The sequence below is a fragment of the Thermomonas sp. LB-4 genome (genome assembly GCF_036409385.1).
Classification (GTDB): Bacteria; Pseudomonadota; Gammaproteobacteria; order Xanthomonadales; family Xanthomonadaceae; genus Thermomonas.
In genome coordinates this window covers 279143-292599 of record NZ_JAXOFT010000003.1, presented here as the reverse complement: position 1 = coordinate 292599, position 13457 = coordinate 279143, and the positions used below count along the sequence as shown (strand labels likewise).

Below are 13457 nucleotides of genomic sequence, written 5' to 3'. Positions count from 1 at the left end.
CACTTTTTTCGCAGGGCGTCCTTGATCACGTCGTTCTCGAACATCTGCTCGGCCAGCAGCTTCTTCAGCCGGGTGTTCTCCGCCTCCAGCTCCTTCAGCCGCTTGGCGTCGGGCACGCTCATGCCACTGAACTTGCTGCGCCACAGGTAATACGAGGCTTCGCTGAAGCCGTGCCGGCGGCACAGGTCCTTGACCGGCAAGCCGGCCTCGGCCTCACGCAGGAAGCCGATGATCTGTTCTTCGGTAAAACGCTTCTTCACGTCCAATCTCCTTCGGATGGGGATTGGACTCCAGATCGCGGTGCTACTCAAAGGTGGGGGGACGTCGCTTTTCGCTGCTGCCGCAGACCTACGCAGTCGCGCGATTGCCTGCCGATGCGCCCGTGCCCGCCGGCGTGCTGGAGGCGCCGGGCTTCGTCTCGGTATCGCGGACGGCCGATGAGCTGTCGATCGTGTGTCCGCAGGAGGCCGCGCCGCCCGCGCCGGGGGTGGACGGCGGCTGGCGCGCGCTCAAGCTGCACGGGCCGTTCGCCTTCGACGAGGTCGGCATCCTCGCGGCGCTGCTGGCGCCGCTGGCGGAAGCGCGCATCGGGATCTTCGCGGTCAGCACCTTCGACACCGACTACCTGCTGGTGAAAGCCGCCGACCTGCCGCGCGCACTTGCGACGCTGCGGGTGGCCGGGCACGCGCTGGAAGGATGACCGTGGCGGGACGCCGGGTTCAGTCGATCCGGCGGATGCTGGCGCCCAGCGCGGACAGCTTGGCTTCGATGTTCTCGTAGCCGCGATCGAGGTGGTAGATGCGGTCGATGGTGGTCTCGCCCTCGGCCACCAGTCCGGCCAGGATCAGCGAGGCCGAGGCGCGCAGGTCGGTGGCCATCACCGGCGCGCCGGTCAGGCGCTCCACCCCGCGCACCACCGCGGTGTGCCCGTCCACGCGGATGTCCGCGCCCAGGCGCAGCAGCTCGTTGACGTGCATGAAGCGGTTTTCGAAGATCGTCTCGTTGACTACGCCCACGCCGTCGGCCACGCAGTCCAGCGCCATGAACTGCGCCTGCATGTCGGTGGGGAAGGCCGGGTGCGGCGCGGTGGTGATGTTGACCGCGCGCGGACGCTTGCCGTGCATGTCGACGGTGATGCGGTCGCCGGCATCTGCGGTGGTGTCGATGGCGACCTCCGCGCCGGCCTCGCGCAGCTTGTCCAGCACCGCATCCATGGTGTCGGCGCGCGCATGGGTGGCGGTGACGCGGCCGCCGGTCATGGCCGCGGCTACGAGGAAGGTGCCGCATTCGATGCGGTCGGCGACCACCGCGTGTTCGCAGCCTTGCAGCCGCTCCACCCCTTCGACCACGATGCGCGCCGAACCGTGCCCGCTGATGCGGGCGCCCATCGCGTTGAGGCAGTCGGCCAGGTCGACGATCTCCGGCTCCATCGCCGCGTTTTCCAGCACCGTGGTGCCTTCCGCCAGCGCCGCGGCCATCAGCACGTTCTCGGTGGCGCCCACGCTGACCAGCTCGAACACGTGGCGGGCGCCTTTCAGGCGGCCGTCGCAGCGCGCCTTGATGAAGCCGTGCTCGACGACGATCTCCGCGCCCAGCGCCTGCAGGCCCTTGATGTGCAGGTCCACCGGGCGCGAGCCGATGGCGCAGCCGCCAGGCAGCGAGACTTCGGCCACGCCCTGCTTCGCCAGCAGCGGCCCCAGCACCAGCACCGAGGCGCGCATGGTCTTGACCAGCTCGTACGGCGCGACGTGGCTGTCGACGCTGCGCGGATCGACGGTCATCGCGTCGGCGCCGTGGGCCACGCCGGCGCCCAGGCCGGCGAGCAGCTTGGCCGTGGTCAGCACGTCGTGCAGGCGCGGCACGTTGCTGATCCGCACCGGCGAATCCGCCAGCAGGGTGGCGCACAGGATCGGCAGCACCGCGTTCTTGGCGCCGGAGATGCGGACTTCGCCCGCCAGGCGGGCGCCGCCGCCGACCACGATCTTCTGCATCAGGCGGCCGCCTCCTCGGGGGTCAGGGTCTTCAGCTGCAGGGCGTGGATCTCGCGGCCCATCAGCGCGCCCAGGGTGGCGTTGACCATGCGGTGGCGGGCCAGCGGCAGCTTGCCGGCGAAGGCGGCGCAGACCACGATGGCCTCGAAATGGACGCCGTCGTCGCCGCGGACGTCGGCGCGGGCGCCGGGCAGGCCGGATTCGATCAGCTGGCGGATGGTGTCGGCGTTCATGGGCTGGCAGGGGGACTCGCGTAAACTGAACGGCCCAGTTTAGCGGAAACCCGCCGAGCACCCGTGATGCCCGCCGCCCCCGAACAGTTCGATTTCGCCGCCAGCGGCCGCCGCGTGTTCGCCGTGGAAGCCGACGCGCTGGCGGCCGTGGCCGCACGCGTCGACGGCGCGTTCAGCGCCGCCTGCCGGGCGATGCTGGCCTGCCGCGGCCGCGTGGTCTGCACCGGCATGGGCAAGTCCGGGCACGTGGCGCGCAAGATCGCCGCCACCCTGGCTTCCACCGGCACCCCCGCCTTCTACATGCACCCGGGCGAAGCCGCGCACGGCGACCTGGGCATGGTGACCGACGCCGACGTGCTGCTGGCGCTGTCGTACTCGGGCGAAAGCGACGAGCTGCTGCTGCTGCTGCCGGCGCTGAAGCGCCAGGGCAACACGGTGATCGCGATGACCGGCCGGCCGCAGTCCACCCTGGCCGGCGAGGCCGACGTCCACCTGGACGTGGCGGTGCCGGTCGAAGCCTGTCCGCTCAAGCTCGCACCCACCTCCAGCACCACCGCCTCGCTGGCGATGGGCGACGCGCTGGCGGTGGCGCTGCTGGAAGCACGCGGCTTCACCGCCGACGACTTCGCCCGTTCGCACCCGGCCGGCGCGCTGGGCCGGCGCCTGCTGCTGCACATCACCGACGTCATGCACGTGGGCGACGACGTGCCGAAGGTGGCGCCGGACGCCAGCATCAGCGAAGCGCTGATGGAAATGAGCCGCAAGCGGCTGGGCATGACCGCGGTGGTCGATGCCGACGACCGCCTGCTGGGCCTGTATACCGACGGCGACCTGCGTCGCAGCCTTGACGATGCGCAAGTGGACCTGCGCGCCACCCGCATCGAGGCGGTGATGACCCGCACGCCGCGCACCATCGACGCCGACGCGCTGGCGGTGGAAGCCGCGCAGCTGATGGAAGCGCACCAGATCAACGCGCTGCTGGTCACCAGCGGCGACGGCCGGCTGGTCGGCGCGCTCAACATCCACGACCTGCTGCGCGCGCGGGTGGTGTGATGACGATGCCCACCTTCCCCGCCGACGTCCTCGAACGCGCCGCGCGGATCCGACTCATCGGCTTCGACGTCGACGGCACCCTGACCGACGGCGGCCTGCAGTTCGACGCCGACGGCCGCGAGCACAAGCGCTTCCACGTGCAGGACGGGCTGGGCCTGGTGCTGCTGCGCCACGCCGGCATCGAGGTGGCGCTGGTCAGCGCGCGCCGCAGCGAGATCACCCTGGCGCGCGGCCGCGAGCTGAAGGTGGCGCGCCTGCACATCGGCGAGCGCGGCAAGCTGGACTGCATGCGCGGCATCGCGGCGGAGATGGACATCGGCATGGACCAGGTCGCCTTCATGGGCGACGACCTGCCCGACCTGGCGACGATGCGCGCGGTCGGCCTGGCCATCGCCCCGGCGAACGCGCACCCGTGGGTGCTGCCGGCGACCCACTGGGTTACCCCGCACCGCGGTGGCGAGGGCGCGGCGCGCGATGCCTGCGACCTGCTGCTGCACGCGCAGGGGCGCATCGACGCGCTGCTCGAACACGGCGAGCATCCGTGAACTGGCGCCTGTCCCTGACCCTGTTGCTGTTGCTGGGTGCGATCGCCACCGGCTGGTCGGTGTGGCGGATGTCGCACCCGGCCGACGACGGCGTGCTGCGCACCCGCCCCGACTACGTGCTGCGGGACTACGAGATCACCGCGCTGGACAAGCAGGGCAAGGAATCGTTCACCCTGCGCGGCCCCAGGCTGCAGCGCGACCCGGCCGACCGCACCATGACCCTCGCCACCCCGCAGTTCCTGGTGCCGGACCGGCTGGGCCGCTACTGGAACGTGGTGGCGCAGCAGGGCTTCGTTCCCGCCGGCGGCGACCTGCTGGAACTGCGCGGGCAGGTGCGCGCGGACAGCCCGGCCGACGCGCCGCCGCCCACCCGCATCGAAACCGACTGGCTGGCGCTGGACCTGGAGCGCAACCGCGCCCGCTCCACCGCCGCCGTCACCGTGACCCGGCCCGGACTTACAATGCGCGGCACCGGTCTGGAGGCGGACTTCGACCGCCAGCAGGTCTCGCTTCTCTCGCAGGTACGCACCCACTATGTCCCGCACGACTGAATTAGCCGCCAGCGTCCTGGCGCTGGCCCTGCTGGCCGCCGGCACCGCCGCCGCGCGCATCTCCGACCGCAACCAGCCGATGGACATCGAGGCCGCGCGCAGCGACTGCGGCCTGGGCGAGAACGCCACCTGCACCTTCAGCGGACAGGCCACCATCACCCAGGGCACCCTGCGTATCGTCGCCGAGAAGGCGGTGGTCACCCAGGTGGCGGGCAAGCCCAGCCGCGCCCAGTTCAGCGGCGGCGTCACCCTGCAGCAGGAAATGGACGATGGCGACCACATCGACGCCCGCTCGGCCAGCGTCGACTACGACATGCGCAGCGAAGTGATCGTGTTCACCGGCAACGTCAACATCAGCCAGCAGCGCGGCAGTCTCAGCGGCGAACGGGTGGTCTACAACCTCAAGACCGGGCAGTTGGAAAGCGGCGGCGGCACCACCGGCGGCCGGGTCAAGATGCGGATCCTGCCGAAGGGAACGCAGGGCAGCGGCAAGGGCTCGCCCTGATGCTGGTCGCCGAAGGGTTGCGCAAGCGCTACCGTTCGCGCGAGGTCGTGCGCGATTTCGGCCTGACCCTGCAGCCGGGCGAAGTGGTTGGCCTGCTCGGCCCGAACGGCGCCGGCAAGACCACCTGCTTCTACATGATCGTGGGCTTGGTGCCCGCCGACGCAGGTCGCATCGTGCTGGATGGCACCGACATCACCGGCCTGCCGATGTACGCCCGCGCCAAGCTCGGCCTGGGCTACCTGCCGCAGGAACCGTCGGTGTTCCGCAAACTGAGCGTGGCCGACAATCTGCGGCTGGTGCTGGAACTGCGCCCCGACTTGGACGAGGACGGCCGCGAGCACGAACTCAACGCGCTGCTGGACGAGCTGCAGATCGGCCACGTCACCGAACAGCTCGGCGCCAGCCTGTCCGGCGGCGAGCGGCGGCGCGTGGAGATCGCCCGCGCGCTGGCCGGCAAGCCGCGCATGATCCTGCTGGACGAGCCCTTCGCCGGCGTCGATCCGATCTCGGTGAACGAAATCCAGCGCATCGTCCGCCACCTCAAGCAGCGCGGCATCGGCGTGCTGATCACCGACCACAACGTGCGCGAAACGCTGGGCATCTGCGACCGCGCCTACATCCTGGCCGACGGCGGCGTGCTGGCGCAGGGTTCGCCCGCCGAGCTGCTGGAGAACCCGGACGTGCGCCGGGTCTACCTGGGCGACAGCTTCCGCCTGTAACGCACCGCAACGGCGGGCATCTCCCACCGCCACCGACGGTTTTTTAGCGCCGCTGGCGATATGCTGGGGGCGGATGAAGCAGCGCCTGTCCCCCGCGACGCAGCAACACCTGGTCCTGACCCCGCAGCTCCGTCAGGCGATCCGCCTGTTGCAGCTGTCCGCTGCGGAGCTGGAGGCCGAGGTGGCCGAAGCGGTGGCCAGCAATCCGCTGCTGGACTGGCAGGACGACGGCATTGCCGCCGATTCCGCGGCGGATCCTGCCGCCGGCACCGCATCGCCCGAACCTGCCGCCGCGGATGCCGAGCCCGCGACGGATGACCGCTGGGAGCCCGATAGCGAGCAGTGGCAGGCCTCCGGGCCTGCCGCGGGGCTCGACGATGGCGGCGAAACCGAACAGCCCGATGCCGAGGAATCGCTGCAGGACCACCTGCTGTGGCAGCTGCACCTGGGCCATTTCAGCCCGCGCGACACCCGCATCGGCATCGCCCTGATCGACGCCATCGACGAGGACGGCTACCTGCGCGAGGACCTGCCGGCACTGGCCGCCAGCCTGCGCGCTGAGATCGACACCACGCCCGCGGAGATGCTGCCCGTCCTGCACCGGATCCAGCAGTTCGACCCGATTGGCGTCGGCGCGCGCGACCTCGGCGAATGCCTGCGCCTGCAGCTGCAGGCGCTGCCGGCGGAAACGCCCGGGCGCGACACCGCGCTGACGATCGCGGCGGGACCGCTGCGACAGCTGCCGAAGCTCGGCATCGAGGGCGTCAGCGCGCTGCTCGGCTGCGCCGCGCCCGAGGCCGCGACCGCGGTCCAGCTGCTGCGCACGCTGGATCCGCGCCCCGGCGCCCAGCACGGGGCCCTGCCTGCCGGCAGCTACATCCGCCCCGATTGCGTGGTGTGGCGCCAGCACGGCCTGTGGCAGGTGGCGTTGGCGGGCAGCGCGCTGCCGCGGGTGGCGATCCAGCGCGATTACCAGCAGATGATCCGGCACGCCAGCAGCTGCGACGCCGACTACCTGCGGGGCCACCTGCAGGAAGCACGCTGGCTGCTGAAGGGCCTCGAGGCGCGCGCCGACACCTTGCTGCGGGTGGTGCGCTGCCTGGTGCGGGAGCAGGCGGCGTTCCTGGAGTTCGGCCCGCAGGCGTTGCGCCCGCTGACCCTGCGCAGCGTGGCCGCGGAACTGGGCCTGCACGAGTCCACGGTGTCGCGCGCGATCGCCCGCAAGTACGTGCGCACCCCGCGCGGCACGCTGGCGCTGCGCGACTTCTTCGCCTCCGGCATCGGCACCTTTGATGGCGGCAGCGCGTCCAGCACCGCGATCCAGGACCGCATCCGCCAACTGGTGGCGGGCGAGAACCCGCGCAAGCCCTTGTCGGATGCACGGCTTGCCGATACGTTGAAGGCGGAAGGCGTGCCGGTGGCGAGGCGGACGGTGGCGAAGTACCGCGAAGCCCTGCAGATCCCGGCATCGCACGAGCGTATGCGCATCGGCTGAGCCGGTGCGCCCCCCCCGGCCGCAGGCACCCTGCCGGCGGCCACAGCAGAAGGAGGTCAAGATGCAGATCGAAACCTACGGCCAGCAGATGGACGTCACGCCCGCGCTGCGCAGCTACGTGGAGACCCGCTTCGAGCGGCTCGGCCGGCACTTCGAAGGCGACTGCGAAATCCGCGTCCAGCTCGGGCTGGAAAAGCCGGATCACAAGGCCGAGGCCAACGTCACCCTTGCCGGCCGCAAGCTGCATGCCGATGCCCTGGGCCAGGACATGTACGCGGCGATCGACCTGCTGGTGGACAAGCTGGACCGGCAGCTGATCAAGCACAAGGAGAAGCTGGTCGAGCAGCGCCGCGGCGAAGGGCTGGCCCGGATGGGCACGGTCGACTGAGCCCATGCCGATGATCCGCCACCGAATCTCCCGCACCGCATGAGCGCCGCCCGCATCACCGCCGCCGAACTGTTCGCCAACCAGCAGGAGCGGCTGTCGCTGCGCTGGGTAGCCGGCCAGGAAACCGGCGGCCAGCGCGTGCTGGAAGCGGTGGACACGGTAGCCCGCCGGCCCTCGCTGGCGGGCTACCTCAACGCCATCTACCCCAACAAGGTGCAGATCCTGGGCACCGAGGAACTGGAATGGCTGGACGGGCTGGACGCCCGCCAGCGCTGGGAAACCATCCACAAGATCATCGACTTCCGCCCGCTGGCGCTGGTCATCAGCAAGAGCCAGTCCTGCCCGGAAGACCTGCGCATCGCCGCGGAGGAATCCGACACCCCCCTGTGGGTGTCGCCGCGGCGCGGCCATGAGCTGCTCAACCACCTGCAGTACATGCTGGCGCGCACCCTGGCGCCGCGGGTCACCCTGCACGGCGTGTTCATGGAGATCTATTCGATCGGCGTGCTGATCACCGGCGAATCCGGTTCCGGCAAGAGCGAGCTGGCGCTGGAACTGGTGACCCGCGGCCACCGTCTGGTCGCCGACGACGCGCCCGAGTTCACCCAGATCGCACCGGACGTGCTGGACGGCGCCTGCCCCGAGCTGCTGCAGGACATGCTGGAGCTGCGCGGGCTGGGCGTGCTCAACATCCGGCAGATGTTCGGCGACACCGCGGTCAAGCGGAACAAGTACCTGCGCCTGATCGTCCACCTCACCAAGCCCTTGCTGGAACCCACCCCGGGCGGGATGGAGCGGCTGACCGGCGACCTCGGCACGCGCCGCGTGCTGGACCTGGACGTGCCGATGATCACCATCCCGGTCATGGCCGGCCGCAACCTGGCCGTGCTCACCGAGGCCGCCACCCGCATGCACATTCTGCGCAGCAAGGGCATCGATCCGGCCGCCGCGTTCATGGCGCGTCACAGCCATTTCCTGGAGCATGCCGCGCAATGAACGCACGCGAGATGCCGACCATGCTGATCGTCAGCGGCATGTCCGGCTCCGGCAAGTCGGGGGCGCTGCACACGCTGGAGGACCTCGGCTACTACTGCGTGGACAACCTGCCGGCGGAGCTGCTGCCGGAGTTCGTGCGCCTGCTGCAGAACGGCGAATCGGCACCTTCGAAGATCGCGGTGGTCATCGACGCCCGCAACCTCGGAGACCTGGCCGAGGTGCCCACCGCGCTGTCGCAGGTCGGCGCGCTGGGCGCCAATCCGCGCCTGCTCTACCTGGAAGCGCGCGACGAGGTGATCCTGCGCCGCTATGCGGACACCCGCCGCCGGCATCCGCTCAGCCACCTCGGGCTGGTGCTGGCGGACGCGATCTCGCTGGACCGGCAGGCGCTGAAGCCGCTGCGGCAGATCGCCGACATCCGCATCGACACCAGCGAGCTGAACGTCCACCAGATGCGCCGACGCATCCTGGCCGAGTTCGGCCTGTCCGGCACCGGGCTGTCGCTGCTGTTCCAGTCGTTCGCCTACCGCCACGGGGTGCCGCCCGACGCCGATTTCGTGTTCGACGCGCGGGTGCTGCCCAACCCGCACTGGGATGCGCGCCTGCGGCCGCTGTCCGGGCGCGACCCGGAGGTGCGCGAGCACCTCGACGCCGAACCCGACGTGATCGCCTACGCCGGCCAGGTGCAGGCCTTCTTGGACAGCTGGCTGCCCAAGCTGCGCTCGGAAACCCGCAGCTACGCCACCATCGCGTTCGGCTGCAGCGGCGGCCGCCATCGCTCGGTGTACCTCGCCGAGCGGCTGGCCCGCCACTGCCGCGAAAGCGGCTGGGCGGAGGTGGCGGTCCACCACCGCGAGCTGGACTGAGCCGCCCCCCGCGCGCGGCGCGGCCGAACCGGCACCCAGCCACCCGCAAGCCAGGTGCCGCACTGCGGCCTGGCAGCGACGGGGCGCTTTCGCGGCATTGCCTGCGTCTGTTAAGTTTGCGGGATGTCCGTCGGCATCCTCCTCGTCACCCATGAAGGCGTCGGCAGCGCGCTGCTGGCCGTGGCCACGCGCCTGCTGCGCAACCTGCCGCTGGCCTGCGAGGCCTTCGAGGTGCCGTTCGATGCCGACCCCGAGGCGATGCTGCCGCTGGCCAGCGCGGCGATGCGCCGGGTCGATGGCGGCCACGGCGTGCTGGTGCTGACCGACCTGTACGGCGCCACTCCCGCCAACATCGCCGCCAAGCTGGCGCGCATCGGCACGCCAGCGCACCGCGTGTCGGCGCTGAGCCTGCCGATGCTGCTGCGGGTCATGAACTACGCGGAGCTGGATCTGGACGATCTGCCGTCGGTGGCCGCCGCCGGTTCGCGCAATGGAGCCATCATCGATGATGCCTGACCCCCGCCACCGCGGAGCACGCGCGTGATCCGCCGCGAATTGACCATCACCAACCGCCTTGGCCTGCACGCCCGTGCCACCGCCAAGCTGGTGCAACTGCTGTCGGGTTTCCGCTGCCAGGCCACGCTGGAAGCGCGCGGCCGCGAAGTGAACGCCAAGAGCATCATGGGCGTGATGCTGCTCGCCGCCGGTCCCGGGGCCGAGGTCGTGCTGCGCGTGGACGGCGAGGACGAACAGGCCGCCGCCGATGCGGTGGCGGCGCTGTTCGAGCGCCGCTTCGACGAGGACAGCTGATGCGCCAGGTCCTGTCCGGCACCGCCGCCGCCCGCGGCAGCGCGCTTGGACGGGCCCGCGTGCGCCTGCCGCACGCGCTGGACATCGAAGAAGCACGGATTCCGCCCGACGAGGTGGAGCCGGAACTGGCGCGCTTCCATGACGCCGTGGCGACGGTGCGCACCGAGATGCGCGACCTGCGCGAGCGCCTGCACGGCGCGCTGGCGCAGGAGATCGGCGAGTTCCTCGACCTGCACGCGCTGCTGCTGGACGACCCCGAGCTGCTCTCCGGCATCGATGCCCTGATCCGCACCGGGCTGTATACCGCCGACTCCGCCCTGCGCCTGCAGCGCAACCGCATCGCCGCGGTGTTCGAGGGCATGGACGACCCCTACCTGCGCAGCCGCATCGACGACATCGACCAGGTGATCGGCCGCCTGCACGCCGCCCTGCACAGCCAGCGCGCGGCGCTGCAGGGGGCTTCCGGCGAAATCCTGGTCACCGACACCGTGGCCCCGGCGGAACTGGCGGAACTGCAGGCGCAGGGCGTGGTGGGCGTGGTGACCGCCGGCGGCAGCCAGCTCTCGCACAGCGCGATCCTGGCGCGCAGCCTGCACCTGCCGCTGGTGGTGGGCGCCGCGCAGGCGCTGCTGAAGATCAACGACGGCGACGTGCTGGCGATCGACGGCGGCAGCGGCCTGGTGGTGCTGGAGCCGGACGCGGCCGACCTGCGCGAGCACCACCGACGCGTCGCCGAGATCAAGCGGGAACGGCGCCAGCTCAACCGTCTGCGCCGCGAACCCACCCGCACGCTGGACGGCATCGACATCAAGCTGTGGGCCAACGCGGAATCGCGCAACGACGTCACCGAGGCGCATGCGCTCGGCGCCGCCGGGGTCGGACTGTACCGCACCGAGTTCCTGTTCCTCGGCAGCAGCGAACTGCCCGACGAGGAGGCGCAATTCCGCGCCTATCGCGACGCGGTGCTGGCGATGACCGGCCGCACCGTCACCATCCGCACCCTCGACCTCGGCGCCGACAAGGCCGACAAGACTGGGCTGGCGCTGCGCGACGAGCCCAATCCGGCGCTGGGCCTGCGCGGCGTGCGCCTGTCGCTGGCGCGCAGCGGGCTGCTGCACACCCAGCTGCGCGCCATCGCCCGCGCCTCGGGCTACGGCCCGCTGCGGGTGCTGGTGCCGATGGTCAGCGGCGGCGAGGAAGTCCGCGCCGTCCGCCGTGCGCTGGAGGACGTGCTGCGCGAGCTGCGCGCAGAAGGCCGCGAAACCGCCGCGCAGATCCCGCTGGGCGCGATGATTGAGGTGCCGTCGGCGGCGCTGGCGCTGCCGACCTTCGTCGGCCTGTGCGACTTCCTGTCGATCGGCACCAACGACCTGGTGCAGTACCTGCTGGCCGCCGACCGCACCAACGAGGCGCTGGAGGGCCTGTATTCGCCGCTGCACCCGGCGGTGCTGCGGGTGCTGCGCGACGTGGTGCGGACCGGCCAGCGCCGCGGCAAGCCGGTCACGGTCTGCGGCGAAATCGCCGCCGATCCCGCGTTCGTGCCGCTGCTGCTGGCGCTGGGACTGACCGAGCTGAGCCTGCACCCGGCCACCCTGCTGGAGGTGCGCCGCACCATCCGCGGCTGCGACCTCGGCCGCCTGCGCGCCGCCGCGCCGGCGCTGCTGCGCGCGCGCCACCGCGACGGCATCGAAGCCTGGCTGACCGCGCACACGCCCGCATAGCTGGGCGGTAAAGACGAAACGCCTCGCTCCAGCCCGTCATTCCAGCCAGGGCGGGAATGACAAGCCGCAGATCCGCCGAAGGCGACACCCGCGCAGGGTGGGCATTCGCAGCGCCGCAGGCGATAATGCCCGCACTATGAACGCCTGATCCGCTGCGGCTCGCAAGGCATCCCGTCGATGCCCCGGTCGCGGCCCACCCCGCCACCGGACGCCGCGCATGGCCGAACCCATCCGCCACGACAAGACCGCGCGCCAGCTGCGCCTGCTCAGCGACGCGCTGGACAGCGGCCGGCTGGGCCCGGTGCGGCGGCTGGTCAACACCCTCTCCCCGGCCGAGATCGGCAACCTGCTGGAATCGCTGCCGCCCGGCAAGCGCACCGTGGTGTGGGGGCTGGTGGATCCCGAGGACGACGGCGAGGTGCTGGTCCACGTCGGCGACGAGGTGCGCGAAGGCCTGATCGCCGACATGGACCAGGACGAGCTGGTCGCCGCCGCGTCCGACCTCGACATCGACGACCTGGCCGACCTGGTCGAAGACCTGCCGGACACGGTGATCGACGAAGTCCTGAAGTCGATGGACCGCGAGAACCGCGAGCGGCTGGAACAGGTGCTGTCCTACGACGAGGACAGCGCCGGCCGCCTGATGAACCCGGACGTGGTGACGGTGCGCGCCGACACCACCATCGACGTGGTGCTGCGCTACCTGCGCCTGCGCGGCGAACTGCCCGACCACACCGACCACCTGTACGTGGTCAGCAAGCGCCACCAGTACCTGGGCCGGATCGCCCTGCAGGCGCTGCTGACCCACGAAGCCGGCACGCCGATCAACCAGCTGCTGGACGACGAGCAGCCGGCCATCGACGTCAACGAGACGTCGAGCGAAGTGGCGCGCCAGTTCTCCGACCACGACTGGATCAGCGCACCGGTGGTGGACGACAACAACATCCTGCTCGGCCGCATCACCATCGACGACGTGGTCGACATCATCCGCGAGCAGGCCGAACACCAGGTGCTGTCGGCCGCCGGCCTGGACGAGGACGAGGACCTGTTCAGCCCGGTCTGGCGCGCGATGCGGCGCCGGCTGGTGTGGCTGTCGATCAACCTGTGCACCGCCTTCCTGGCCGCCAGCGTGGTCGGCCAGTTCGAGGCCACCATCGACAAGCTGGTGGCGCTGGCGGTGCTGATGCCGATCGTGGCCGGCATGGGCGGCAACGCCGGCACCCAGGTGCTGGCGCTGATGGTGCGCGGGCTGGCGCTGGGCCAGGTGGGCGCGTCCAACATCAAGCCCCTGCTGTGGAAGGAAGCCCGCGTGGCGCTGCTCAACGGGCTGGTGCTGGGCGCGCTGCTGGGCCTGATCGTGCTGGCCTGGTTCCACAGCGTGGGGCTGTCGCTGGTGATCTTCATCGCGCTGACCTGCAACCTGGTGTTCGCCGCGCTGGCCGGGGTGCTGGTGCCGGTGACCCTCAAGCGCGCCGGCTACGATCCGGCGCTGGCCAGCAGCATCTTCCTGACCACGGTCACCGACGTGATGGGATTCTTCACCTTCCTGGGGCTGGCGACGGTGGTGCTGCTGCGCTGAGCGCG

At 71.0% G+C, this 13457-nt stretch carries 17 protein-coding genes; 14 read left to right on the top strand and 3 right to left on the bottom strand.

Annotated features, from left to right (window positions below; genetic code table 11):
- Positions 1-260, bottom strand: a 260-nt coding sequence (locus SPK54_RS04655; protein WP_330946763.1) for a transposase, incomplete at its 3' end; no start/stop codon positions are given.
- 53 nt (positions 261-313) lie between these two features.
- On the opposite strand from SPK54_RS04655, the gene SPK54_RS04650 reads away from it, so the two are divergent.
- Complete coding sequence (locus tag SPK54_RS04650; RefSeq protein WP_330946762.1) at positions 314-700, top strand: ACT domain-containing protein; 387 nt, start codon at positions 314-316, stop codon at positions 698-700.
- A gap of 19 nt (positions 701-719) precedes the next feature.
- Here SPK54_RS04650 and murA read toward each other — a convergent pair whose 3' ends face one another.
- Together murA and SPK54_RS04640 are read right to left on the bottom strand one after the other, a co-directional pair.
- Positions 720-1991, bottom strand: coding sequence for a UDP-N-acetylglucosamine 1-carboxyvinyltransferase (murA, locus tag SPK54_RS04645; RefSeq protein ID WP_330946761.1), 1272 nt, complete (start codon positions 1989-1991; stop codon positions 720-722).
- Positions 1991-2224, bottom strand: a complete 234-nt coding sequence (locus SPK54_RS04640) for a BolA/IbaG family iron-sulfur metabolism protein (RefSeq protein WP_330946760.1) — start codon at positions 2222-2224, stop codon at positions 1991-1993. The genes murA and SPK54_RS04640 overlap by 1 nt, the downstream gene beginning before the upstream one ends.
- Positions 2225-2290: 66 nt before the next feature.
- Here SPK54_RS04640 and SPK54_RS04635 point away from each other — a divergent pair, with 66 nt between their 5' ends.
- The 13 genes from SPK54_RS04635 to mgtE all read left to right on the top strand — a co-directional run bounded on the left by SPK54_RS04635 (position 2291) and on the right by mgtE (position 13452).
- Entirely contained in the window at positions 2291-3277 is a 987-nt protein-coding gene (locus tag SPK54_RS04635; protein ID WP_330946759.1) for a KpsF/GutQ family sugar-phosphate isomerase, read from the top strand.
- The gene (locus SPK54_RS04630) at positions 3277-3822 is read left to right on the top strand and encodes an HAD hydrolase family protein (RefSeq protein ID WP_330946758.1); all 546 of its coding nucleotides are present in this window, start codon (positions 3277-3279) and stop codon (positions 3820-3822) included. Before SPK54_RS04635 ends, SPK54_RS04630 begins: the two co-directional genes overlap by 1 nt.
- Positions 3819-4373 carry an LPS export ABC transporter periplasmic protein LptC gene (gene lptC / locus SPK54_RS04625; RefSeq protein WP_330946757.1) on the top strand — a complete coding sequence of 185 codons (555 nt, stop codon included), beginning with the start codon at positions 3819-3821 and terminating at the stop codon, positions 4371-4373. Before SPK54_RS04630 ends, lptC begins: the two co-directional genes overlap by 4 nt.
- Entirely contained in the window at positions 4357-4878 is a 522-nt protein-coding gene (gene lptA, locus SPK54_RS04620) for a lipopolysaccharide transport periplasmic protein LptA (RefSeq protein WP_330946756.1), read from the top strand. The genes lptC and lptA overlap by 17 nt, the downstream gene beginning before the upstream one ends.
- Positions 4878-5597 carry an LPS export ABC transporter ATP-binding protein gene (gene lptB, locus SPK54_RS04615; protein WP_330946755.1) on the top strand — a complete coding sequence of 240 codons (720 nt, stop codon included), beginning with the start codon at positions 4878-4880 and terminating at the stop codon, positions 5595-5597. Before lptA ends, lptB begins: the two co-directional genes overlap by 1 nt.
- Positions 5598-5670: 73 nt before the next feature.
- Positions 5671-7092, top strand: a complete 1422-nt coding sequence (locus tag SPK54_RS04610; protein ID WP_330946754.1) for an RNA polymerase factor sigma-54 — start codon at positions 5671-5673, stop codon at positions 7090-7092.
- Positions 7093-7153: 61 nt separating this feature from the next.
- Positions 7154-7480 (top strand): ribosome-associated translation inhibitor RaiA, encoded by a 327-nt coding sequence (raiA, locus tag SPK54_RS04605; protein ID WP_330946753.1) that lies wholly within the window; start codon positions 7154-7156, stop codon positions 7478-7480.
- Positions 7481-7519: 39 nt separating this feature from the next.
- Positions 7520-8476 carry an HPr(Ser) kinase/phosphatase gene (hprK, locus tag SPK54_RS04600; protein ID WP_330946752.1) on the top strand — a complete coding sequence of 319 codons (957 nt, stop codon included), beginning with the start codon at positions 7520-7522 and terminating at the stop codon, positions 8474-8476.
- Positions 8473-9342 (top strand): RNase adapter RapZ, encoded by an 870-nt coding sequence (gene rapZ / locus SPK54_RS04595; protein WP_330946751.1) that lies wholly within the window; start codon positions 8473-8475, stop codon positions 9340-9342. Before hprK ends, rapZ begins: the two co-directional genes overlap by 4 nt.
- 123 nt (positions 9343-9465) lie before the next feature.
- Positions 9466-9858 carry a PTS sugar transporter subunit IIA gene (locus SPK54_RS04590; RefSeq protein ID WP_330946750.1) on the top strand — a complete coding sequence of 131 codons (393 nt, stop codon included), beginning with the start codon at positions 9466-9468 and terminating at the stop codon, positions 9856-9858.
- A gap of 24 nt (positions 9859-9882) precedes the next feature.
- Positions 9883-10152 carry an HPr family phosphocarrier protein gene (locus SPK54_RS04585; RefSeq protein ID WP_330946749.1) on the top strand — a complete coding sequence of 90 codons (270 nt, stop codon included), beginning with the start codon at positions 9883-9885 and terminating at the stop codon, positions 10150-10152.
- Entirely contained in the window at positions 10152-11873 is a 1722-nt protein-coding gene (ptsP, locus tag SPK54_RS04580; protein WP_330946748.1) for a phosphoenolpyruvate--protein phosphotransferase, read from the top strand. The genes SPK54_RS04585 and ptsP overlap by 1 nt, the downstream gene beginning before the upstream one ends.
- 217 nt (positions 11874-12090) lie before the next feature.
- A complete protein-coding gene (mgtE, locus tag SPK54_RS04575; RefSeq protein ID WP_330946747.1) occupies positions 12091-13452 on the top strand; it encodes a magnesium transporter in 1362 nt (453 codons plus the stop codon).
- Positions 13453-13457 lie beyond the last annotated feature (5 nt).